At 53.1% G+C, this 22298-nt stretch carries 18 protein-coding genes, 1 tRNA gene, 1 pseudogene and 1 riboswitch; of the genes and pseudogenes, 7 read left to right on the top strand and 13 right to left on the bottom strand.

Annotation, left to right across the window (positions count from 1 at the left end; genetic code table 11):
* Window positions 1-595: 595 nt before the first annotated feature.
* A complete protein-coding gene (locus RRF56_RS20265; protein WP_317034967.1) occupies window positions 596-1669 on the top strand; it encodes a hypothetical protein in 1074 nt (357 codons plus the stop codon).
* A gap of 170 nt (window positions 1670-1839) precedes the next feature.
* Here RRF56_RS20265 and glsA read toward each other — a convergent pair whose 3' ends face one another.
* From glsA to RRF56_RS20240, 5 genes are all read right to left on the bottom strand, one after another.
* A complete protein-coding gene (gene glsA, locus RRF56_RS20260) occupies window positions 1840-2799 on the bottom strand; it encodes a glutaminase A (protein ID WP_317034966.1) in 960 nt (319 codons plus the stop codon).
* Window positions 2800-2912: 113 nt separating this feature from the next.
* The gene (locus RRF56_RS20255; RefSeq protein ID WP_317034965.1) at window positions 2913-3977 is read right to left on the bottom strand and encodes an LOG family protein; all 1065 of its coding nucleotides are present in this window, start codon (window positions 3975-3977) and stop codon (window positions 2913-2915) included.
* A gap of 382 nt (window positions 3978-4359) precedes the next feature.
* Window positions 4360-4680 carry a thioredoxin gene (gene trxA, locus RRF56_RS20250; protein WP_317034964.1) on the bottom strand — a complete coding sequence of 107 codons (321 nt, stop codon included), beginning with the start codon at window positions 4678-4680 and terminating at the stop codon, window positions 4360-4362.
* A gap of 362 nt (window positions 4681-5042) precedes the next feature.
* Complete coding sequence (gene ureC / locus RRF56_RS20245) at window positions 5043-6752, bottom strand: urease subunit alpha (RefSeq protein ID WP_317034963.1); 1710 nt, start codon at window positions 6750-6752, stop codon at window positions 5043-5045.
* A 273-nt stretch (window positions 6753-7025) separates the two neighbouring features.
* Window positions 7026-7265, bottom strand: coding sequence for a hypothetical protein (locus RRF56_RS20240; RefSeq protein ID WP_317034962.1), 240 nt, complete (start codon window positions 7263-7265; stop codon window positions 7026-7028).
* A 255-nt stretch (window positions 7266-7520) separates the two neighbouring features.
* On the opposite strand from RRF56_RS20240, the gene RRF56_RS20235 reads away from it, so the two are divergent.
* From RRF56_RS20235 to RRF56_RS20220, 4 genes and pseudogenes are all read left to right on the top strand, one after another.
* Complete coding sequence (locus RRF56_RS20235) at window positions 7521-7754, top strand: type II toxin-antitoxin system HicA family toxin (protein WP_317034961.1); 234 nt, start codon at window positions 7521-7523, stop codon at window positions 7752-7754.
* A gap of 22 nt (window positions 7755-7776) precedes the next feature.
* Window positions 7777-8010 carry a type II toxin-antitoxin system HicB family antitoxin gene (locus RRF56_RS20230; protein ID WP_317034960.1) on the top strand — a complete coding sequence of 78 codons (234 nt, stop codon included), beginning with the start codon at window positions 7777-7779 and terminating at the stop codon, window positions 8008-8010.
* A 166-nt stretch (window positions 8011-8176) separates the two neighbouring features.
* Window positions 8177-8401 (top strand): annotated as a pseudogene (locus tag RRF56_RS20225) (DUF433 domain-containing protein).
* A gap of 114 nt (window positions 8402-8515) precedes the next feature.
* On the top strand, window positions 8516-10453 hold the full coding sequence (locus tag RRF56_RS20220) for an AAA family ATPase (RefSeq protein WP_317034959.1): 1938 nt from the start codon (window positions 8516-8518) through the stop codon (window positions 10451-10453).
* A gap of 264 nt (window positions 10454-10717) precedes the next feature.
* Here the strand turns inward: RRF56_RS20220 and RRF56_RS20215 are convergent, their stop codons facing one another.
* Window positions 10718-11008, bottom strand: coding sequence for a nucleotidyltransferase family protein (locus tag RRF56_RS20215; RefSeq protein ID WP_410510651.1), 291 nt, complete (start codon window positions 11006-11008; stop codon window positions 10718-10720).
* Window positions 11009-11420: 412 nt separating this feature from the next.
* On the opposite strand from RRF56_RS20215, the gene RRF56_RS20210 reads away from it, so the two are divergent.
* On the top strand, window positions 11421-11777 hold the full coding sequence (locus tag RRF56_RS20210) for a DUF2809 domain-containing protein (protein WP_317034957.1): 357 nt from the start codon (window positions 11421-11423) through the stop codon (window positions 11775-11777).
* A gap of 47 nt (window positions 11778-11824) precedes the next feature.
* On the opposite strand, the gene RRF56_RS20205 is transcribed toward RRF56_RS20210, so the two are convergent.
* The 5 genes from RRF56_RS20205 to RRF56_RS20185 all read right to left on the bottom strand — a co-directional run bounded on the left by RRF56_RS20205 (window position 11825) and on the right by RRF56_RS20185 (window position 17373).
* Entirely contained in the window at window positions 11825-12781 is a 957-nt protein-coding gene (locus RRF56_RS20205) for an RNA polymerase sigma factor, RpoD/SigA family (RefSeq protein WP_317034956.1), read from the bottom strand.
* Window positions 12782-12936: 155 nt separating this feature from the next.
* A complete protein-coding gene (locus tag RRF56_RS20200) occupies window positions 12937-13068 on the bottom strand; it encodes a hypothetical protein (protein WP_317034955.1) in 132 nt (43 codons plus the stop codon).
* Between the two features lie 254 nt (window positions 13069-13322).
* Window positions 13323-16328, bottom strand: coding sequence for an SMC family ATPase (locus RRF56_RS20195; protein WP_317034954.1), 3006 nt, complete (start codon window positions 16326-16328; stop codon window positions 13323-13325).
* Window positions 16329-16579: 251 nt separating this feature from the next.
* Window positions 16580-16669 (bottom strand) — tRNA-Ser (locus tag RRF56_RS20190).
* Window positions 16670-16788: 119 nt separating this feature from the next.
* Complete coding sequence (locus RRF56_RS20185; protein ID WP_317034953.1) at window positions 16789-17373, bottom strand: DUF981 domain-containing protein; 585 nt, start codon at window positions 17371-17373, stop codon at window positions 16789-16791.
* A gap of 268 nt (window positions 17374-17641) precedes the next feature.
* Window positions 17642-17775, top strand: a riboswitch (guanidine-I (ykkC/yxkD leader).
* Between the two features lie 93 nt (window positions 17776-17868).
* Here RRF56_RS20185 and RRF56_RS20180 point away from each other — a divergent pair.
* Window positions 17869-19368, top strand: a complete 1500-nt coding sequence (locus tag RRF56_RS20180; protein ID WP_317034952.1) for a sodium:solute symporter family protein — start codon at window positions 17869-17871, stop codon at window positions 19366-19368.
* Between the two features lie 296 nt (window positions 19369-19664).
* Here the strand turns inward: RRF56_RS20180 and RRF56_RS20175 are convergent, their stop codons facing one another.
* Window positions 19665-20981: an MFS transporter gene (locus RRF56_RS20175; RefSeq protein ID WP_410510650.1), complete on the bottom strand. Its 1317-nt coding sequence runs from the start codon at window positions 20979-20981 to the stop codon at window positions 19665-19667.
* A 563-nt stretch (window positions 20982-21544) separates the two neighbouring features.
* The gene (gene hisG, locus RRF56_RS20170) at window positions 21545-22192 is read right to left on the bottom strand and encodes an ATP phosphoribosyltransferase (RefSeq protein WP_317034950.1); all 648 of its coding nucleotides are present in this window, start codon (window positions 22190-22192) and stop codon (window positions 21545-21547) included.
* Window positions 22193-22298 lie beyond the last annotated feature (106 nt).

Below are 22298 nucleotides of genomic sequence, written 5' to 3'. Positions count from 1 at the left end.
TAAGTGATGAGCCGTAGGAACTTAAATTCCTACGGCTCAGTCGTTAGAAAGGCAAATGTGATTCGCCTCTACGGTTTGACTTTGGGGAAGCGGCAGTGTGAGCTTCAGCGTTGGCATTACTAGTTGGCCTTAGCACTATTTGCTACGGCTAGAGCATCGTGATTCATTAGCCTATCGATTTACGCTCGGCAGACCACTCGCAGATTTGTCCGTCAAGCCACTCAGCATCAGGGTAATGAGGCTGGGCTTTATTTTTATTTCGTTGACAGATTAACTTTTGGCAAACCTGTCATGGCTTTCCCCAGGCCACCCAAAATTTAGACTACAACAGTACTTATCCGAAATTACTTTAGCTGAGCTGAGCTGCTGAGGCTTTATTGCCCTTCAAACCATCACATCTTTACGCACAATCGAATACGTCAATTTAGCCAGCGCTATTTAGCTAACTAGGAGTAGGTTGATGCATGATCCTATGGCATCAACATCCCTGGTCTATCAGGAGCATACCCTAGTCAAGCTTGGGTGAACCTGTAGACTTTTTGATGGCAGCTTACCGCAACTCATTCCCCAAAATATCTATAAAAAACACAAATCTATGCTAGTCAGCAGTTCACTCATTGAAGTACCTACCGTCAATCGTTTGGTTGAACTTTGGTCAAATCGTTATCTACCCAACTTAAAGACACTACCCCTAGGACAGGATACTCAAATTCACAACGAGCTGCGTCATGCCTCTTCTGCTCAGGGTCGTGCTGAAACCCTAGATAAAATTCGCGCGCAGCGGATCGATAAATGCTGCCGACTAGCAGCCATACGAGTAAAAGATTTGTACACCGCCTCACCTGAAATTTTAGATTTAGGTGAAGTCAAACAATTAGCAGATGCAGCCACTAATGTTTATCTAAAACTCTTTGAAGTTTATCAAAGTTCACTGCCAATCGACATCTCTTCCACCGAACAACTTCAGGAAACCTATGGAGAATCGGCCCTTTCCGCCTGGGGAATACCCAAAATTGAGAAACTAGCCGACGAACTTGAGCCTCTCATTCTAGAGCTTCAAGAGAAGCACAAGATATCTAAAGATTGGCGTACTCTTGGATTTATTACAACTCAAATTAATTTTAGCAATGCCTTATTTTTAGATATATTGACACCGGTAGAAAGGGTATTAATCAACCCCTATCTAAATTTTCTTGAGGAGCAGGTTGCTTTGCCCTTAAAACGACTGTGTGGGGCGGCAGCCAAGCATGTTCTAAGCTCCCCAGAGTTTGAATTAGTCATGCAAATGTTACCGATCACGCGGGACATTTCAGCGGCAGTTTGTGCGCGGTTGACTAAGGGATTTCCCCATTACCAAGGCCGCCGAGGCACCCTCAACGATTTGGCAGTTCAACACTCTTGCATGCGAGATTTGGATATGTTTCAGATCTACCTATGGCTCTGTGTTTTGCAAGGTAATCTGACAACGGTTGAGCAGGAACTGGTGGCCCTGTGCATTATGGTGTTAGAGAATGTTGGCATATCGTGGGCATTGGCATCGAGGTGGAATGAAGTGTTAATGGATGAAATTTTACACCGTGTCACCCCCAGTCAACAGTCGCTGCTAGCACCCTACACCAACGGTATGATCAGGGCCTTTGAGTACGACCGTGTCCCGGTTCAACGCTAATTCCAAGGCAGCGACTTATATCAAATTTCATCTGTTTACTCCAGATTTGTAGGGGCATTGCAGTGCAATGCCCCTACAAGGTGTCGGTTGTCACGCCGATTCAACAGGGCAAATGCGATCAGCCTCTGGCTACGCCTCTACAGGCCGACAAATCTGTTTTCAACCGCCGCTTAAGGCTCAAGACTGGTGAAGCGGCAGCGCCCGAGGGAAAGGTCGAACAGATGAAAGCCATACTGTTGAGCTAGAGCTTCAAACACCTTTAGCCCGCGCACGCTGTTGCCGTGGCCGTCTAACAAAGGCGAAAACACCGCTATGCCTGCCTGATTGGGCACCACGGCGAGAATTCCGCCAGATACACCGCTTTTGGCCGGAATGCCTACTCTAAAGGCCCACTCGCCCGCAAAGTTGTACATGCCGCAGGTGTACATGACGCTAAGAATATCGCGCACATGATCGGCTCCGACAGCGCGCTGCCCCGTAATGGGGTTGATCCCTTGATTAGCGAGGGTAGCAGCCATCACCGCTAGGTCGTGGGCGGTGACCAGCACCGAACACTGTTGAAAATAAAGATCGAGCGCATCATCAATGGGCTGGTCGATCATGCCGAAGTTGAGCATGAGGTGAGCCATGGCGCGGTTGCGATGGCCAGTAGAACGCTCTGAGATAAACGTCGACACATCGACAAACACCTCATTGCCCACATAGCGCTGAAACATGTCTAGCATGCGATTGAGACGATCGGCGGGGTGGTGACCACTGATTAGACCGGTAGTGGCGATCGCCCCGGCATTCACCATCGGGTTTTCAGGGCGCTTTGAGTCTTCATCTAGCCGAATGAGCGAGTTGAAGGGGTCGCCCGTAGGTTCTACCCCCACTTTCTTTAACAGCTTTTCGCGGCCATAGTCTTCTAAGACCATGCCATAGACAAACACCTTCGATATTGACTGAATCGTGAACTTCTGCGCTACATCGCCCACCTCGTAGGTGCGACCATCAAGGGTGACAAGACTGATACCAAACCAGTCGGGATTAGCCCGAGCTAACTCAGGAATGTAGGTGGCTAATTGACCGTCGTTAAGCCCCTTAAACTCGTGGTAAAGCTGTTCTAAAAACGCTTGAACCTGGGACATAGAGAGTGGATAGGTAAGGGAGTAGATGGGTGGATGGGTGGGGAGGCGATCAGTTCCCTACGCCTGACTATTCTCGCACCTACAATCTCCCACTCCTGCACTCACCCACTCGCCTATTTCTTCTCAGGGTGTTGAGCTTCGGGGCGGTGGTCACCCAGGTCATTAAGCCGCCAGATCAGCTGATGCAGCTTGCCAAAATCACGGTTATTAAAGTGCATCACCAGGCGCGGCAGGGAGATGGTTTCGTCTTTGTATTCTTCGGGCAGGGCGGCAGATTTTTCGATCTGGCCCTTGGCTAAGATGTCGCTAAACTCATCGTTAAGCAAGGCGATGGCGGCATCAGAGATATCGCACTTGAGCCGCAGGATCAAGCGATCGTCGGTATAGCGGCAAGAGTGATAAACCCGATAGAAGCTGCTGATAATGTGGCAGGCATCATCGACATTATCGGTAATGGTGTAAAGGCTAGGGTCATCGGGGCTAATCAACCCCCGGCTCAGTAGATGAGTGCGCATATAGCTATCCCAACCCTGCCAGTAGGAGCCATCGGGATGATCGATCATCACAATTGGCATCGGGTCGGCCTTGCCGGTTTGAATCAGCGTCAGCGACTCAAAGGCTTCATCCTGAGTGCCAAACCCGCCCGGAAACAAGACCAAGGCATCGCTCTCCCGCAGGAAAAACAGCTTGCGGGTAAAGAAATACTTGAAGTTAATCAGTTTGGGGTCGCCTTCCATCACGGGGTTAGCCCCCTGCTCAAAAGGCAACTGAATGTTTAGACCAAAGGAGTGCTCGGGGCCAGCCCCAGCATTGCCCGCCTCCATAATGCCGCCCCCGGCACCGGTCATCACCATAAAGCCCAACTCAGTGATCTGCTTGGCGAACTGCTCGGCCAACTTATAGTCGGGGCTGATTGCGCCTGTACGAGCCGAACCGAAGATGGTGATTTTGCGGGTGTGGCGATAGGGATAAAACACCTGAAAACCCTGCTCCATATCGAGCAAGGCATGGTTCAATATTTTCCAGTCGAGCCGGTCAGCCTCTCGCCCCATCATGCGCAAAATCGTCTCTAGCACCTGACGAATCAGCTTGCCGTGCTCCATATGGGGCAGTTGCTCAAGCACCGTGGCCAAATCAGCCTGAACGCTAGAGGGTAAATTTGAGGGGAGCGCAACCATACGCTGGAGAGTCCTTAGAGGTAGCACCCTATTCTAGCGACATTTTTGGCCCTTGCCGTGCAAAAACCCTCTGGTGAGAGACTATCGACTCGCCAGAGGGTCATTCAACTATTGATCCAAGTCACTCTGTTTAGGCTCAAACGGTTTGCGCTCAGACGGGCAAACCAGCGTTTAGGAATAGCTCAGCAAAAGGCCTGCCGTTAGGCGACTTCTGGAAAACTTTCTCCCTAAGGGTGGGCAGTGCCCACCCTACGGTGGCTACAGTCGCCAAATACAGCGGGGAGCTTCTTTTCTAGAAATCTCCTTAAGAAACTCTGCTCTGTCGGCTCAGCCTAGACCCTTTCGACGGCAGGATGGAGACCAATCTCTGCCTCTAATGGAGCTAGAGATACTTTTCGAGGGTGTTGGCAAGGGTGGTTTTGGGCACTGCACCCACGACCATATCAACCCGCTGCCCTTCTTTGAAGATCATTAGGGTGGGAATGCTGCGAATGCCGTACTGGCTGGCAATGCTGGGATTTTCGTCAGTGTTAACTTTAACAACTTTTATCTGGCCGTCGTACTGCTCAGCAATTTCTTCGACCACCGGAGCCACCATGCGGCAAGGCCCACACCAGGGGGCCCAAAAGTCAACCAAAACGGGGACGGTGCTTTCGAGAACTTCTTGCTTGAATGTAGAGTCTGTTACCTGAGCGGCTGCCATGCCTAGTGTTCCTTGCCGTTGTTAACCACACGCAATCTTACCATAGCCACCCCCCGGCTATTTAAGGGGTCGGGCAACATCTGACCGTTAACTTACATAAACTAGCCAGTATTGGCACAATGAGGGAGGTTTTTTAACCTTAGCCCCCATAAGAAACCGCCCAGACCAAAGGCCTGGGCGGAGTGTGGTGTGAGGAGTGAACGGAAACTTTCGTCTCCGCTTTACTCTATTCTAATGGGGTCAGTTGCAAATCTGCCATTGGTTAATGACGATTTCAACAACTTTATGATAGCCACGAAACTTTTACCGTTTCGAGAGTTGACGTTTGACTGAGAAGACAATTGCTGACCAGAAATGCCCCGTTAAAACAGAAAATACCGCTGGGCCATAGGTAACACCTCAGCGGGTTCACAGGTGAGCAGTTCGCCATCGGCCCGCACTTCGTAGGTTTCTGAGTTGACTTCCATATGGGGTTGGTAGTCGTTAAGCTTCATGTCGGCCTTACTCAAATCGCGGCAGTGGGCAACGGCGGCGGTGGCTTTGGTGAGACCAATCTGAGCTGGAATTCCTAACTCCATCGCCGCTTTAGAGATAAAGCTGAGAGATGTGGCGGCGATCGCACCTCCATAACTACCAAACATGGGCCGCATGTGCACCGGCTGCGGCGTCGGAATGCTGGCGTTGGGGTCGCCCATCTGCGCCCAGGCGATCGCGCCGCCTTTGATCACAATTTCGGGCTTCACCCCAAAGAAGGCGGGCTTCCAGAGACAAATATCCGCCAGCTTACCCGCCTCGATCGAGCCGACATGGTCGGCAATACCGTGGGTAATGGCAGGGTTGATGGTGTACTTGGCCACGTAGCGCTTGGCCCGGTGGTTGTCGTTGCGATCGCTGTCTTCGGCCAGTGGCCCCCGCTGCACCTTCATCTTGTGGGCGGTCTGCCAGGTGCGAATCACCACTTCGCCCACTCGGCCCATGGCCTGGGAATCGCTAGCGATCATGCTGAAGGCCCCCAGGTCGTGGAGAATGTCTTCGGCGGCGATGGTTTCGCGGCGAATGCGCGACTCGGCAAAGGCAATGTCTTCGGGAATGCTGGGGCTGAGGTGGTGGCAGACCATCAGCATGTCGAGGTGTTCGTCGAGGGTGTTGCGGGTGTAGGGGCGGGTGGGGTTCGTCGAAGACGGCAGCACATTGGCCTCGCCGCACACCTTAATAATGTCGGGCGCGTGGCCGCCCCCGGCCCCTTCGGTGTGGTAGGTGTGAATTACCCGGTTTTTAAAGGCGGCGATCGTGTCTTCGACAAAGCCCGCCTCGTTGAGGGTGTCGGTGTGGATGGCGACCTGCACGTCGTACTCGTCGGCGACGCCCAGGCAGGTGTCGATGGTGGCGGGGGTGGTGCCCCAGTCTTCGTGGAGTTTGAGGCCGATGGCTCCAGCTCTGATCTGCTCCACCAGGGCTTCTGGCTGGGCGCTGTTGCCCTTGCCGAGGAACCCGAGATTCATGGGGAAAGCCTCGGCAGATTGCAGCATTCGGGCCATGTACCAAGCGCCGGGAGTGCAAGTGGTGGCGTTGGTGCCGGTGGCCGGGCCGGTGCCGCCGCCAATCATGGTGGTAATGCCGGAGGCGATCGCCGTGTCGATCTGCTGGGGGCAAATGAAGTGAATGTGGGTGTCAATGCCCCCGGCGGTGACGATCATGCCTTCCCCAGCCACTACCTCGGTGCCGGGGCCAATGATGATGTCGACATTGTCTTGAATGTAGGGGTTGCCCGCTTTGCCAATCTTGGCAATTCTGCCATCTTTGATGCCAATGTCGGCTTTGACAATGCCCCACCAGTCGAGAATCAGAGCGTTGGTGATCACCAGGTCTACCGCGCCCGCCTCGCGCCCGATCGGCGACTGACCCATGCCGTCGCGGATGACTTTGCCGCCGCCAAATTTGACCTCGTCCCCATAGGTGGTGAAGTCTTGCTCGACTTCAATAATTAGCTCGGTGTCGGCTAGGCGAATGCGATCGCCCACCGTCGGGCCAAAGGTTTCGGCGTAGGCACGGCGATCCATGCGATAGCTCATGGGGACTCCTCAGAGATGGGGCAGATCTAGCTAGAACCACTCTAGAATGCGGGATCTCCCCGATTTGGTCAATTGGGCTACCGAGGGCGATCGCAACTGTGAAGCAGACCCACCCCGCCCTCTGGGCACCCCTCCGAGGAGGGGATGGCACATCAAAATCCCCTCCTCGGAGGGGCAGGGTTGGGTCTGCGGGCGCTTTGGCGGTAGGGAAATTGCCTGCGGCCTGGATTAACCCACCCCGCCCTACGGGCACCCCTCCTTAGAGGGGATGGGCTAGATCTCTGGTGGCGTAATGCGGCGGGTCATGACGCTGATGTACTCGCCGCTGCGCCCGGTGGGGATGGGATCGATCCAGCCGACTCTGTCGCAATAGCGAAGCACTTCCATGCGGTTGATGGCTTCGACCAGGGCGGCGTAGTCGCCGAGCAGAATGTGGCAGAGCTTGTCGGGCTGGTAGGTGGGCAGCCGAAAGCTGGTGGGGAGGTTGGGCTCCCCGGCGGTTGGGTTAAACATTACGGGTATCTCCGTTTTCGGTAAGGAAAACGAGGAATGGTCTAGCTTTGTCCCAATGTGAAGGTAAAAAAGACGCTAGATCCTAGAATGAATCCAGGTTATCGCCAGCTTACCTAGCCTAAGTTGGGATGACTTAGGGGATTTGAGGAGTTCGCAGCTCCTCTCTTCCCCGCCCAGAGTCATTCCCCGCAGTAGCATTGTCGCAGAAGCACGGCTAGAGTGCAACTATGTGAATTCTCCAAATTAGAAGAGCCTATGACAAAACGAGAAAAGCTGCGTGAACGTTTGAATAATAACCCCAACAATGTGAGGTTTTCAGATATCCGTAAGCTGCTTGAATATGAAGACTTTAAGCTTGATCGCGTTACAGGAAGTCATCATATTTTCATAAAAGGTAAACTCATATTGGTGATTCCAGTTCACAGCAATAAAGTTAAGACAGTTTATGTAAAACGAGTGCTTGAGCTGATAGATCAGGCCAACGACTAATTCATACGAAGGAGAAGAGTCTATGATTGCTTCAAACTACCCGATCGTAATTTACCCCTGTGATGAGGGCGGTTATGTGGCCGAGGTTCCGGCCCTCAAGGGTTGCTTGGCTCAAGGAGAAACACTGGCTGAAACATTAGATGAGCTAGAAACTGTAAAACAGCTATGGATGGAAACGGCTGAAAAACTTGGCCGCTCTTTGCCAGACATCAACCGGGCTATAGAGAAGGTAAAGTCACTGAGCTTAAGCGCCTAAACATATGACTGAACTTTTTATAGCGGTTCCTGAACGCATGAGGTACACCTCAACAAAGAGAAGCTTTGCAGTTTATGGACTTGGGCAACTGACTTGTACCTCATCCGAATGAGAACTGCTACAACAGATTCTTGCAGAGTTTTCGAAGTTAAAGTAACCTTCAATAATGTCAGGCCTACTTAAGCGAATTACGATCAACCCTAAGTAGTGTGGTGGTCGCCCCTGCCTCCGAGGCATGAAAATTCGAGTTTCGGATATGCTAAACCTTTTTGCGGCAGGGCTAAGCGCCGAGGAAATTTTAGAAGACTTGCCTGATTTAGAGCTGGACGATATCAAGGCATTGCTGGTCTATGCCGCTCGTAAGTTAAATCACCCTACCTTGTTGGCATGAAAACGATCTGAGTTGATTAGCAGGAAAAGGTTTTAGCCTAGGACTAACTCACAAGTACTATAAATTAATCCAAGTTAACCTTAAAAGTTTTATCATTAATTTAGTAGAGTTAAGATGCTTATTTTGCATGGAATTAAATCGAATACAGATGAATACAAAGCAGCTCTTGTCTTAGCCCAAGCAGCCTCAAATGCATTGCCAGAAATCAACGAATCACAGGAGATAATTTTAGAAATATTTTCGAATGTGCAGTGCTTTGGCCAAAAAGTTCAGGATGTAGACCTACTCTTATTTTTTGCAGACTATCGCCACAATGGCCATCTCATTCAGACTTCGAATGGCAAAACAATTCATTCTTTCTGTGTAACGTTAGAAGTGAAAAGTCATGCTTTTGACTCTGTTTGGTTTGAGGGAAATACTTGTTATGTCAAATACAATAACAAGGATCACGATGTAACATCGCAAAGTGAGGCGCAAAAGTACTCGACAAAGAGGTACATTGAGAAAAATTCAAGAACAGGCAAAGCGCCGTGGATTACAAATATAATTTGGCTAACTAATGTTTCTTCCAGCCACCTTCCTAAAAGAGATAGCAATATCATTGGTGCTGATACTAACTGGCTAATGCTATTAGATAAAATTGCGCTTTTAAATGGAGAATCGAGGCAAAGAATTGAAACATTTTCTTCTAGATTATGGATGAATCAAATAATGTCAGTTTTCTCGTTGCGATTGGAAGCATCAAAGATTGACAGAAGACGAATTGAAGCTATTACTAAAAGTGTATTGAGCCGAGATCAGCAAAAGTATGCCAAGAAACTTGGTGAGCAGATGCTAATCATTCGTGGCAGAGGAGGTACCGGTAAAACCGTACGTTTAATTCAAATAGCAAACCAAGCTTATGACGAGTATGGCTTGAGGGTTATACTTCTAACATACAATAAAGCATTGGTTGCTGATATAACTAGATTGCTATCTATTCGTGGAGTTCGTAATGCTGTCGGTGAACCTGGTATGGCAGTAAAAACGATTCACTCTTTTATGTATGAGTGGTTAATCGCACTGGGGATTATAAATAATAAATGCTCTGATTTTCTTGAAAAATATGAGCAATACAAAAACGAAGCGATTGAGCTTTTACGTCAAAACGTGATCTCTCGTGACGACCTTAATAGGGCTAGAGCTTTGAGAAGTAGAGAACTGACATGGGATCTCTTGCTGATTGATGAATCGCAAGATTGGCCTCAATCAGAGCGAGACATTCTTTATCAATTATATGAATCAAGCAATATTGTTATTGCAGACGGAGTTGATCAGTTTGTTCGCGGAGTTGAGAAAATTGACTGGCGGGAAGGACTATCCAAAGGGCAGTCTCAAGTAATCACTCTTCGAAAGAGCATGAGGCTAAAAGCAGCACTCTGCCAGGTCGTCCAAAGGGTTTCAGAAGAGATTCAGCTTGAAGGCTGGGATCTTGAACCTCTACCTGAATCTTATGGGGGGAAGGTCTACGTCGTCGTGGGAAACGGCCTTTCACAGCAGTTTCATCAACGAATATTTTTAACCGCAAACAATGATGGGAATAAGCCTGTAGACATGCTTTTTTGTGTTCCGCCGAGCTGGGTAAACAAGACCAAGGATGGGCGAGAATCGATTGTTGCTAAGACATATCGCAATTGGGGGAGAAGTGTGTGGGATGCCGTAAAGCAAGATTTGCGAGGTGAATACCCAACTAGCTTAGAGCAATTTCGAATAGTGCAATATGAATCATGTCGTGGCCTTGAAGGATGGCTGGTAGTTTGTTTTGCCTTGGATGAGTTTTTTGACCATAAGCGAACGAAACCAGTAATCTCTGACAGAGCGAGGAGTGGGCTTTTCTTCGATGAGGATAAGGCTGGCATGGATTATGCTAAAAAATGGCTAATGATTCCGTTGACGAGAGCAATCGACACGCTTATTATTCATGTAAGTAATCCTAACTCATATGTTGCAGAGGTCTTTAAGTCTCTGCATGAGAAATATCCCGACACAATACAATGGCTTACTTATGAATGAGTCTTCCCAGCCGTAGATCCGGGTTAGCAATAGCATAACCCAACGAAAATATTGCTGGCGTTGGATTCCGTGACCCCAATCCAACCTACAGAGCAAATTTCTGTCAGTCACTCAGCGGTGTATTTATCCCCAAGCTGCTTTCGAGCTACCCGAAGGCACAGAAGTTGAGCTATTAAATGTTTTCAGGACAGGCTTTCTAACAATTGGCTAACTGCTTCCAAAAGATGAGGCGTCTTATTTCGTACAACATCCCAAATGCGTAGATCACGAGACATAGACTGCCTCTTCTTCTACCATCTCTCGTAGCTGAGGCTTTAGTGACTTCCAGCTAACCAGATCGACCTTTTTGCCTAGGTGGTCTTCTAGATAAAATTTAACATCCATATAGCGATCGAAGGTGATAGGCGGTTCAAACTTGACCACGATGTCGATATCACTGCTGGGTGTAGCTTCATCCCGTGCGACCGACCCAAATAAGGCTAGCGATCGCACACCTAAATCCTTTAACACCGTTTGATGTTGCTTTAAAGTTTGCAGGATTGTATTCCGCTGCATAGCCAGCATCCCATTTAGAGCAAGAATACTAGCATTGTAATCAACAACCTGATCTCTTCCATCAAGGCTTTTCATCCCTAGCTCTCTGATCGCTCGCTCCTCCCCCAAGCCATTACCCTCCACACCGTTCGACAACACTTATGCTGGCTGGGTACAGATATTCCTCTGATGTTATGGCCTGAACGCCTCGAAATATAATGGAGTTGTCAACCTCCAAAGTGAGCCATCATAGCTGTTAACCCCGATATTGGATAGGACTTATCCATCAAAAACCGCAACAGCCAAGTTGTGCTGGTAGTGGAGGGCATTTGAGCAAGAGCAATGTTCAAGTTGTGAAAGCAGCTTCTCTATTCCCAGCGCCTATAAATCCGTGATCAAATTTAATGTTAAGTATTCCTATCTAGCGATTTCTTTGTTTCTCATTGAAACCTTAATAGCGATTTTTCTAGACGATCGCATCATCCGCCCTCTAGTCGGCGATGTGTTAGTTATTCCCCTCATCTACTGCATGATCAAAGCCTTTTGGCCCCTTCGCCGTACCACAACGGCTCTGTTTGTCTTTGCCTTCGCCTGTTTCATTGAAGGTCTTCAATACCTCAGGTTTGTCGATCGCCTTGGGCTGCAAGACAACCCGGTCCTCTCCACCATCCTCGGCACCACCTTTGACTGGAAAGATATTTTGGCCTATGCGATCGGGACTGCTCTAGTACTGATCGCAGACCGCACAGTGCGCACTCGACGGCCTAGAAACAAAACCCCCGGCTTCTAATCAAGAAACCGGGGGTTTGTAGCCTATAGTTCTAGAAATAAACAGCCCTAGCTAGCCAGATATTCGCGAATATCAGACTGGCGCTTACGCAGCTTGGTAAGCGCCTCTCGCTCAATCTGGCGCACCCGCTCCCGGCTAATCGAGAGCATATCGCCAATCTTCGCCAGAGTCATCGTTTTACCATCAGACAGCCCAAACCGTAGAGAGAGCACCTCCCGCTGCTGGGGGGTCAAGTCGCCCATCAATCGATCTAGGTCTTGGCGCAGAGACACCTGGGCCGCAAAATCTTCTGGCGAGGGGCCGTCATCTTCAAGCAGCTCACCCAGCTCCGTGTCTTGGTTATCCCCAACCTTCAAGTCGAGAGACAACGGCTGCCGCGACTTTTCGAGATAGTCGCGCACCTGCTTCACCGTCAGGTCGCACTCAAGGGCCAACTCGGCCACCGTCGCCGCCCGCCCATAGCGCTGAGACAGGGTACGCTGGGCCTTCTTCAGCTTATTGAGCTTTTCAGTAATGTGAATGGGTAAGCGAATCGTGCGGCTTTTCTCAGCAATGGCACGAGTAATGGCCTGACGAATCCACCAGTAGGCGTAGGTAGAAAAGCGGTAGCCCTTGGTGGGGTCAAACTTTTCGACGCCCCGCTGCATGCCAATCGTGCCTTCCTGAATCAGATCTAACAGGTCGACATTGCGCTTGATATATTTTTTGGCCACCGACACCACCAGACGAAGGTTAGCCTCAACCATTTTGCGCTTGGCTAAATTGCCCTGGCGCACGATGGTGGCCACCTCAGTGGTAGGCAGATCTACCGCAGCAGCCCACTGCTCTAGGGTGGGGCTATCGCCCGAAGCCTCTTCAATTTCTTTGCGCTTAGCTTCTAGGGCCGACAACTTCTGCACTTGTTTGCCCAGCACGATCTCTTCTTCGTGGGTGAGCAAAGGTACCCTACCGATTTCCTTCAGGTAGGTGCGAACCAGATCCGTAGAATTTTGCACAGCTCTCATAAATCGGCAACCTAGGAAACAGCGACGGGGAATGATCAGGATATGCGGCTACCCAGAAACCAGGCCCAGTGAATGACATTGGTCTAATGCTCTGCACTAAACCCTGTAGGGCACTCTGCGACCCTTGGCGTTAAACAGCATGGAGGCTCAGTCAACTAACGGTGAGAACGCACGGGCACTGGAATCGGCTCAGCCTCTAGGGAAGCTTCTTCAGAACGGCGTTTGAGCAGCCAACCGGCCACGACGAGGGTGGCACCAACTTCTACAAGAATTTCAAAAATGTTCATGGGTGAAGTGTTGTTAATCTTTTATGTAAATAACTGTAACATTTATGAAGGCGATCGTGAATGGTTATTAATACTCAGTCGGCTTGAGTTGCAAGGGGCTGTATTCCAATAGATTAAAGCGGTTGACAGGTTCGTATTGCATTCCATGAGACATATTTTTGGGGTCGCCGAGAAAGAAATTCTTAAAATCTAAAAAGAATGTTAATAAAAAAACTGAGGATGTCTCACTTAGGCTAGGGAACATTGGGCAAGGGTTAAGCTGAGAGCGACAGCTGCGATCCCTGGGCGGTTTTGGTGACATCAATGCGGGTTTGAAAGGCGGCCCGAAAGTGGGGAATGTGGGTAACGGTGAGGATGCAGGCAAAGTCGGCAGCGATCGCATTGATGGCGGCAATCAGGCGATCGCACCCCTGCTGGTCTTGAGTGCCAAAGCCTTCGTCGATAATCAGCAGTTGCAACGCCAGGCCCGATCGCTGGGCCAGCAGCCGAGCCAGGGCCAACCGCAGCGCAAAGTTGACCCGAAACGCTTCCCCGCCAGAATAGGTTTCGTAGGGCCGAGTGCCTCGGGCGTCGGCGATCAAAATATCTAGGGTGTCGATCACCCCCTGGCCGCGCTTCGTGGCGCGCTGGGTGACAAACTGCACATGGAGCTGGTGGGCGCTGAGCCGACCCAGCAAATGGTTAGTTTCGGCCTCGAGCTGGGGCAACAGGTTTTCAATCATCAGCGCCTGAATGCCGTTGCGGCCAAAGGCATGGGCGAGTTCTTGATACACCCGCTGCCGCTGTCGCACTGCGGCTAAGGCTTGCTGCTTTTCGGCTAACCCCTGCCGGAGCACTTCGAGGTGCTGGCGGGCTTGACCCAGGGCACCGAGCTGAGCCAAAAGGTCATCGCGCTGGTGCTGGCGGGCCACAAGCTCGGCCTCAACCTGCTCTAGGGCAGCCGAATCGTAGGCCAAAGAGCCCAGCCCCTCGACTAGGGTCTGAATTGCGTCGTTGAGCTGGTCGAGCGATCGCCGCTGCTGTTGTTGCTGAGCCTGTAGCGCTTCAATTTGGGCGAGTTGCTGGGGTTGGTGCAGGCGGGCCTGCTCTAGATCGTGGTGGCGCTGTCGCCAGGTCTGGGCCTGCTGTAGCGCCTGGCGCACCGCCTGGTGGCGGTCTACGGTGTAGTCAAGCTGCGCCAGGTCGGCTTGCACGGCGGCTAGAGTCTGCCCGTCAGGGCTATCTTGCAACTGAGCGAGATCGGTCTCTAGCTGAGCAACTTCGGCCTCTAGCTGCTGTCGCTGTCGGGTTAGCCGCTGGTGCCGCCGTCGCCCCTGGGCCAGGTCGTGGTGTTTAATCTCGGCCCAGCGCAGGCGATCGACTTGGCCGCGCACCAGGGCGTGGTTGCGATCGTCGTAGGCGAGCTGAGCTAGGGTTTGGTCGATGTGGTCGAGTTCGGTACGCAGGTCAAAGGCATACTGGTGGTCGGCTAGGCATTGCCCCAGACGCTGTTGTTCAGCCTCTAGGGCTTGCAGCTGCTCTTGCACCGTCACGTGGGAGGCCATCTGAGCCGTCAGCTGCCCCTGCTTTTGCAGCACTGGGGCGTAGGCCTCTAGCTCAGCCTCCACTGCCCGGTATTCCTGGCGCAGCACCTGAATTTCGCGCTCGGAGACAGCAAGCTGCTCCCGAATCACCCAGATTTCTTCTTGCAGCGCCTGCTGTTCTTGGCGGTGACGACCCTCAACCAAGGTGCGGTGATGGGCGGACAGAGGGCGATCGCACAGCGGACAGACGGCCTCGGGCTGGGTCAAGAACCCTAGCTTTTGAGCAATCTGGGCAATCTCAATTTCACAGCGGCGCTGGTTGGCCTGCAAGACCTGCATAAAGCTGCGGCGCTCTAGTCCCTTTTCGCGCACCTTCTCCTGGTAAGCGCGGCGCTGCTCCAGATGACTCAGAGTGGTCGAGACTTCTTGGACAGTGGCGACGAGCTGGGGGCGATCGCCCTGCTGCTGCTGGAGCTGTTGGGCCGTGGCGGTGAGTTCTTCTAAGCGGGTTTGAAGCCGGGTTTGGGCCTGCTGCAAGCCCGCCTCTAGCTGCCGACGGCGTTGCTGGAGGGGCTCAGCCTGAAGCTGGAGGGCATCGAGGTGTTTGAGCTGAGCCTTGGCGGCCAAAAACTGCTGACGGGCAGCCTTGACTGTCTCGCCTTGGCTGAGCAAGGCTTCGAGGTCAGCCAGTTGAGCTTGCACGGCCACTAGCTGCATCTGGGCTGGGCCAAGGCGGGTACGGGTGTGGTCAGCCTGGGCTTGCCAGGTGGTCTCTAGGGTCTGGCGCTGAGACTGCAAGGCCTGGTAGCGCTGAAACTGCTGGTTGAGCTGAGTATCTTCGGTCTCAAGGGCAGCCAGTTGCTCTAGCCCTGCTTCGATCGCAGGGGCCTGGGCCAGCAATTGCTCTTGCTGGTGCTGCTCAGCGGTCAAGGTGGCTAGGGTGGCCTCAGTTTGGTGTAGCAGGGTCGTGAGATGGTACTGCTGCTGCTGCTGCATCTGAAGCTGCTGCTGCTGGCTTTGATAGCGCTGCTCTAGGGTGCGTAGCTGCTGAAGGCGATCGCGGCCCTGCTGCTGCTGCGCATCTAGGCTGGCTAGCTCGTGCTGAAGCTGAACCTGGCGCAGCAACGTCGGCTCGTAGTCGGCCAGGGCGGTAGCCAGGTCGTCAAGCTGGCTTTGGCGCAGAGCCGCTTCGGCCTTGGCCTGGCGGGCCTGGTCTTTGGCGCGGTCGGCCAACTCGTCGTAGTGGTGCAGCTTGAGCAGATCGGCCAAAATTTGCTTGCGATCGCTGGGCCGCTTCAGCATGAAGTCGTCGGCCCCACCCTGGCGCAGGTACGCCGAATTAATAAAGGTGTCGTAGTCGAGCTTGAGGTGACGACAGATTAAGGCCTGGGTAGCCCGCACCCCCCGCTGGGTCAGCACCCGCCAGCCCTCTTCGGTATACACCTGGAATTCAAGACTGGTGCCCTGAATGCGGTGGCGACTGCGAATCACCCGGTAGGTGTGATCTCCCTGCTGAAACTGAAACACCACCCGAGCCTCTAGCTCGCCCTGGTGAATAATGTCGTCATCGGCAGCGACGCGGCTTTGCCCCCAGAGCGCCCAGGCGATCGCCTCTAACAGCGACGACTTACCGGCCCCATTAGGCCCAGCCACACAAACCACGTGCAGCCCACCAAAGTCAAGGCTGCCGTCGCGATAGCTGAGAAAATTTTTGAGCCTGATGTGCTTAGGAATCATGGGTACAGGAGCACCACCTAACCTCAGCCTACAGTACAGACGAACTTAAAGTACACCTGTATCGCAAAAATTCTATTGTCCGGCCTCTACGGCCTCTAAATGTCTAAGGAGATTTATAAAAAATCAGCTCCCTGCTGTATCCGACGACTGTAGTCACCGTAGGTGGGCAATGCCTACCACTAACGCCGATAGATACGGCAAAAGCTGGGAGTAAACACTTACCCCAGCCATAGCCTATTTGCTCCAAAATACGGAAGCGGTGGGATTTGAACCCACGAGGGAAGGTTTACTCCCCTACCTCCTTAGCAGGGAGGCGCTTTCGACCACTCAGCCACGCTTCCAAAGAGTAGTTCTTCGTTAGTTTAGCAGACACTCGGCAGAGTCAAGATCGAGTTCTTAGACTTTCTTGTTTTCTTTAACAAATTGGCTGGCTCGACCCCAGGCCAAGCCAGCCGATGAGCTAGGGATCGACGCGCATCACTGGCGGCTGCCAATCACCGAAGCTCTCCAGGTGCCCCCAGTAGGCGCGATAACCAATGATCGCCCACACTAGCGCGGCCAGCAGTAGCACCACCGCCCCCGCTGTACGCCAGCTCTTGTTGTAGCGAAGATAGGTCAGAGTAGGGGCCGCTAGCACCCCACCCAAGCCCGTCAACCCAAAGCCTAGCCCCGCGACCAGGGGCTGTAGGGTTTGCCCTAAATTGACAATCCGCAGGCCAATGACAATGGAAGTCAGCCCTGCGAAAAAGGCATAGACCGCCAGCGAGAGCAAATCCCAGCCCTGGGCGATCGCGATCGCCGCCGCCACATAGAGCCCGCCAAACAACACGGTGGTTTCGCCAAAGGAAATATTAAAGCTGCCAATTACAGGCCAGGTCCAGATCATGGGCAGCCCAGTGACCAGGGCGATCGCTCCTACCAGGCCAAAGCCCGGTATCCAGCGTTTTTGGTTGGCTCCATCTAGCCCGCGATAGACAAAGTCGGCCAGCAGCACCAGCCCCGCTGCCATATTGATCAGCATGAGGGTGATGTAGTTGATGAACATGGCAATAGCCCAATGCAACGTTTTATATCCTATCGGTCGATGGATGGTAGAGGTAGCCATGCGATCGCCTTGCCAACTCCTAACTTCGGCAATCAAGGTAATGAAACGATGACATAAAGCCAACTCAACCGTAGTGATAGATACTTCGGCAGCCCATGGCTAGTTGATAGAAACTAGTTAATTCGTTCATGCATAAAATTCTTTGTTTTTGAGCTTTGTAGACTAAGTCCACTCAAAAATCGAAGTCTGGATTGCTTTTCAAACTTGAGAGTAAAGCACCTAGGGTTCCGACTTAGTAGCCAAGATTTTTTAAGGTCTTGAGCTGGCTAGGTGACTGGTCCGAGAGGTGCAGCCGGGCGGCAATTGTGGCCTGGTTCACGGAGGGATAAAAGCCCGGGAGAAATAGTCCAGTTCTATAGGAATTGGCATATTACTCCTGGGTTTTCTAGTATCTGCCGCTCGATAGCCACGAATCTAGGTCAGGAGCCTAACGGTATGGAACATAGTGTGTTTTCCTACGGCATCATTGCTTTTTTGCTCGGCACGCTGGGCATTGGGGTGTGGGCCTCTCAACAAATTAAGGGCGATAGCGTCAACTTTTTGGTGGCAGGGCGAGGGCTGGCGCTGCCCCTGGCCGCTGCCACGCTCATGGCGCAGTCGGTCGACTCTAACGCCACTCTGGGCAACACCGATCTCGCTTCAGAGTTTGGCTTTTGGGCGGGGGCAGCGCTACCCCTTGGGCTGTCTCTCTGTCTCTTTTTGACCGGCCTAATTTTGGCCAAGCCCATGAACCGCATGGGGCTCATTACCATCCCCGACTTTTACCGGGTTAAGTATGGCCGCACCGTAGAACTGGTCGCTGCCTGCATTATGTGCGTCAGTTTTTCGTTTTTGCTGGCGGGCAATCTGGTGGCTGGGGGCTATATGTTCCAAGACTTTTTGGGTACCAGCTATACCGGCGGCATTACGCTGCTGGCGGTGCTGGTGCTGGCCTACACCGTCTCGGGTGGGTTGTTTGCCGTCGCCTACACCGACTTTATTCAGGTGATGATTGCCCTGGTGGGAGCCTGGGCCTTGCTTGTTTACGTCGTGGCCAACTTTGGCATTACCATTGACCCCGGCATGGGACCAGCCGCGATGGATCAACTCACCGCCGTGAGTTCTGGGGCAGCGATCAACTGGGCCAGCATCATTGCCCTGGGCTTTGGCAACATGGTGGCGATCGACTTTATGGCCCGCATCTTTGCTGCCGAAAGCCCAGAAACGGCCCAGCGGGCCTGCTTTATTGCCTCGGCTGGCACGTTAATTATTGGCATCCCGTTCTCAATCATTGCCCTGGGGGCTGGGGGTATTCTCTCTCAGGCGGGCATTGTGCCCGAGGGGCCAGTGCTGTTTGCCCTGCTAAAAGGGGTGGTGCCGCCCCTGCTGGGGCTATTGGTGCTAGCGGCGATTTTGTCGGCCTCACTGTCTACCGCCGACGGCGCAATTTTGGGCACCTCGTCGGTGCTGGCCCACAATGTGCTGGGCATTCGCCATGCCACGGCCCATGGGGCAGGGGGCGATCGCCTGCTGCTGATCACCCGCCTGATGGCCGTAGTCATCACGGTGCTGGGGGTAGTGCTGGGCCTGCGGGTGCCCCAAACCGGAGTGCTGCTGCTGCTGGCCTTTGACATGAGCTTTGCCGGACTGGTGGTGCCGCTGCTAGGTGGCCTGTTTTGGGCTAAGGCAACCCGGCAGGGGGCGCTGGCCTGTATTGCGGTGGGGTCGCTGTCGCGCCTGCTGATGTTTGCGCTGATGCCAACTATGTTTGGGGTCGATAACACGCTGCTGTACTTCCCCAACGGCCTGTTTACCGCCGATTTTGACGGCTTCCCCACACTGATTAGCCCGCTGCTGGGGCTGGTGGCCTTTGTGGCGGTGTCGCTCCTCACCTACAAGCCGCTCAGCGCTGAGCGACAGCAGGCCAAGGTGCTAGAAGAGGTGCGATCGCTCTAGATCGCTAACGGATCGCAGTGCCCTTGGTCGCTAGAGAGTTATAGCCATGATCACCTAGGTTAGAACATCCAGAAGCCCTTAAGAACGTTTGAACGTTCAAACGTTCTTAAGGGAGATATCTTAACCAGGCTGGCCACAGCTATAACAGCGGGACGGCTATCCCACAAGAGTTCTTTTGGATTCTCAGAACCCGAGGGGACACCTGCTTGTGAGATCGGCCTCTGGCCCGTCTGGCCCCGATCATGAATCATCGAGGGTAAACCGACTTGCGAAATCTGCGATCGCCGCTAACAGACCTATTGCGAAACCACCTCGGATTCAAGCGCAGGTTGAATTGTCGCTTGAACCGCAGGTTGCGGAGTGGCTTCTTTCACCCGCAGCGTTAGGGGCACCGCAATCAACAGGCAAACACCGCCTAAAGCCACCGCCAACAAACGGTTGTTGTCGAGCACATGGGCCATTAGCCACCCCAACCCCAAGGAGATCATGATCTCGGGCAACACAATAAACATATTGAAAATGCCCATATAAATACCTCCCCTGCGAGCAGGCAAAGCCCCAGCCAGCATGGCGTAGGGCAACGATAAGATGCTAGACCAGGCCACCCCTAACCCAACCATCGGCAGCAGCAGCCAACGGGGCGATGGCACAAACCAGAGCGAAATCAGGCCGAGGCCGCCACAGGTAAGACAGAGCGCGTGGGCAACGGGGCGACTGGTCGCCGCCGCCAGGCGGGGCAGCAAAAACGACACCCCAAAACAAACTGCGTTGTAGGCCGCAATGCAGATACCTGCCCACTCAATTCCCTGGCTGTAGAGAGCCGAAGCCTCATCAGCCGCGCCAAACAAGTTGTGGGCCACCGCCGTCGGAAAATACAAAAAGACGCAGTACATCCCCAGCCAGCTAAAGGCCTGCACCCAGGCCAACTGCCGCATGGTGGCGGGCATTTGCCGCAAGGCAGTGACAATTTCTCGACCCGTGGCACCAATGCCCAGCCGCCGTTCCTGCTGCTCTCGAAACACCTCCATGTCGCGGGGGGGGCGTTCTGCGGTGGTGAACACAGTCCACAGCACGGTGCCCAGAAAGAAGGTGGCTCCTGTGTAAAACGAAATTTTGACGGCTAAGGGCACGTCGTTAGCTGTACTGGCCTGCACCTGAAAGATATTCGACAACAGCCACGGCAGGGCAGAGGCCAGCACCGCCCCCAAGCCAATAAACAGGCTCTGCATAGCAAAGCCCTGAGTACGCTGCCTCGGGGAAAGTAGGTCACTCACAAAGGCCCGAAACGGCTCCATGCTGATATTGGCCGCCGTATCCAAAATCCACAGCAAGCCAACCGCCATCCACAAACTGCCGGCGTTGGGCAGCAGCAGCAGCGCCAGAGAGCCGAAGATGGCTCCAATCAAAAAGTAAGGACGACGACGACCTAACAGCCCCCAGGTGTTGTCGCTGAGATTGCCGATGATCGGTTGGACGATTAGGCCGGTGAGGGGAGCCGCTAACCACAAAATTGGAATTTGATCGGCGTCGGCCCCCAGGTGCTCAAAGATGGCGCTGGTATTGGCCATTTGCAGCCCCCAGCCAAACTGAATGCCAAAGAAGCCAATGTTCATATTCCAAAGTTGCCAAAAGTTTAGCTCTGGCTTTGCCTGGGGTGAAGTCAAACGGGACCTCCAAATTTCGCCGGGGGTTAGCAGTCGTCAGCCGCGATGGGTTCGCCCGTGACTGACTGGACCCAAAGTTGTGCCACAGCTAGAACGTCTTTAGCGATCGCTAAAACGCCGGTACAAAGGCCCCATTTCTGGGCCAGAATGCAGGTTATGCCGTTAGAACAGCAACACAGTCACCAGGGTTTTAGCCATTCTGTACCGATGCTCTAGGGCGGCAAGACGTCTTGGCGCTCTTCAGCGGCAGGCTTGACTAATCTCGATAGGGGTCAAGATGCAATGCCAATCTCAGGGCAGCATAGCCAAGCAGACTACAGACGTCCCTACAGGGACTGAGCTGCATGGCTGGCGGCGTTTGCGCCAGCTCAACTCTGTAAATTCGAACGCCTTAAACGCTAGCGCGTCTGCTGAATGCCGAGGCGATCGATACACAAATCGTACTGCTATCCCTATGGTGCCAAAGTTTGGGCCAGGCTACATGCTACCGGCGACCGATTTGATCGCGCGATCTACACCGCTACGGCTTCGGCTTGCTCACGCAGGCGATCGATTAAATCTTTTAGGCCGTAGGGGTTAACCCGATAGCTCAGCGGGTGGGCAATCAGTCGGGCGGTGCTGTGGTAGAGCACTTCCAGCTCCATCAGGTTGTTTTCCTTTAGGGTTTTGCCGGTAGACACCAGGTCAACGATCGCCTCCGACATGCCGGTAATCGGCCCTAACTCCACCGAGCCGTAGAGCGGCACAATTTCCACCGGCAGATCCAGACTTTGGAAGTAGTCGCGGGCGCAGTTGACGTATTTAGAGGCCACCCGGCTGTGGGCGGGCAGATCCAGCGCCGAGCGGTAGGGGCTGGTGGTCTTAACGGCCACCGATAACCGGCAGCCACCAAAGCCCAGGTCGGCCAGGTGGGCTACGGCAGGCTTTTTCTCGCGCAGCACGTCGTAGCCGACCATACCCAGCTGGGCCTGACCGTACTCTACGTACACGGGCACATCCTGGGCGCGCACCAGCAGTCCTTTGGCCTGGCCCGTGGGGTCGGTGATTTGCAGCTGGCGGTTGGCGCTGTCTTGAAACAGGCTAAAGTCGAGGCCAACGGCTTGCAGCAGGCGAATGCTGTCTTTTAACATGCCGCCCTTGGGCAGCGCGATGGTGAGCATGGGGGTTTTCCTTAGCAGTGCTCTATAAAGAGGTTTGATTGGGTAAAAAAGGCTAGTTGGTGGGCAGTGCCCACCCTACAGTTGGGCTTAATGTAATCCTGCGGAT

This window comes from Nodosilinea sp. E11, from assembly GCF_032813545.1.
GTDB lineage: Bacteria > Cyanobacteriota > Cyanobacteriia > Phormidesmidales > Phormidesmidaceae > Nodosilinea.
The sequence above is the reverse complement of the archived record's forward strand: the minus strand, read 5'-3'. Positions and strand labels throughout refer to the sequence as shown.

Bases quoted from the DNA above. Each gene is read 5' to 3' on its own strand.
- RRF56_RS20265 (WP_317034967.1), top strand. From the start codon at position 596: ATGCTAGTCAGCAGTTCACTCATTGAAGTACCTACCGTCAATCGTTTG.
- glsA (WP_317034966.1), bottom strand. From the start codon at position 2,799: ATGTCCCAGGTTCAAGCGTTTTTAGAACAGCTTTACCACGAGTTTAAG.
- RRF56_RS20255 (WP_317034965.1), bottom strand. From the start codon at position 3,977: ATGGTTGCGCTCCCCTCAAATTTACCCTCTAGCGTTCAGGCTGATTTG.
- trxA (WP_317034964.1), bottom strand. From the start codon at position 4,680: ATGGCAGCCGCTCAGGTAACAGACTCTACATTCAAGCAAGAAGTTCTC.
- ureC (WP_317034963.1), bottom strand. From the start codon at position 6,752: ATGAGCTATCGCATGGATCGCCGTGCCTACGCCGAAACCTTTGGCCCG.
- RRF56_RS20240 (WP_317034962.1), bottom strand. From the start codon at position 7,265: ATGTTTAACCCAACCGCCGGGGAGCCCAACCTCCCCACCAGCTTTCGG.
- RRF56_RS20235 (WP_317034961.1), top strand. From the start codon at position 7,521: ATGACAAAACGAGAAAAGCTGCGTGAACGTTTGAATAATAACCCCAAC.
- RRF56_RS20230 (WP_317034960.1), top strand. From the start codon at position 7,777: ATGATTGCTTCAAACTACCCGATCGTAATTTACCCCTGTGATGAGGGC.
- RRF56_RS20220 (WP_317034959.1), top strand. From the start codon at position 8,516: ATGCTTATTTTGCATGGAATTAAATCGAATACAGATGAATACAAAGCA.
- RRF56_RS20215 (WP_410510651.1), bottom strand. From the start codon at position 11,008: ATGCAGCGGAATACAATCCTGCAAACTTTAAAGCAACATCAAACGGTG.
- RRF56_RS20205 (WP_317034956.1), bottom strand. From the start codon at position 12,781: ATGAGAGCTGTGCAAAATTCTACGGATCTGGTTCGCACCTACCTGAAG.
- RRF56_RS20200 (WP_317034955.1), bottom strand. From the start codon at position 13,068: ATGAACATTTTTGAAATTCTTGTAGAAGTTGGTGCCACCCTCGTCGTG.
- RRF56_RS20195 (WP_317034954.1), bottom strand. From the start codon at position 16,328: ATGATTCCTAAGCACATCAGGCTCAAAAATTTTCTCAGCTATCGCGAC.
- RRF56_RS20185 (WP_317034953.1), bottom strand. From the start codon at position 17,373: ATGTTCATCAACTACATCACCCTCATGCTGATCAATATGGCAGCGGGG.
- RRF56_RS20180 (WP_317034952.1), top strand. From the start codon at position 17,869: ATGGAACATAGTGTGTTTTCCTACGGCATCATTGCTTTTTTGCTCGGC.
- RRF56_RS20175 (WP_410510650.1), bottom strand. From the start codon at position 20,981: ATGAACATTGGCTTCTTTGGCATTCAGTTTGGCTGGGGGCTGCAAATG.
- hisG (WP_317034950.1), bottom strand. From the start codon at position 22,192: ATGCTCACCATCGCGCTGCCCAAGGGCGGCATGTTAAAAGACAGCATT.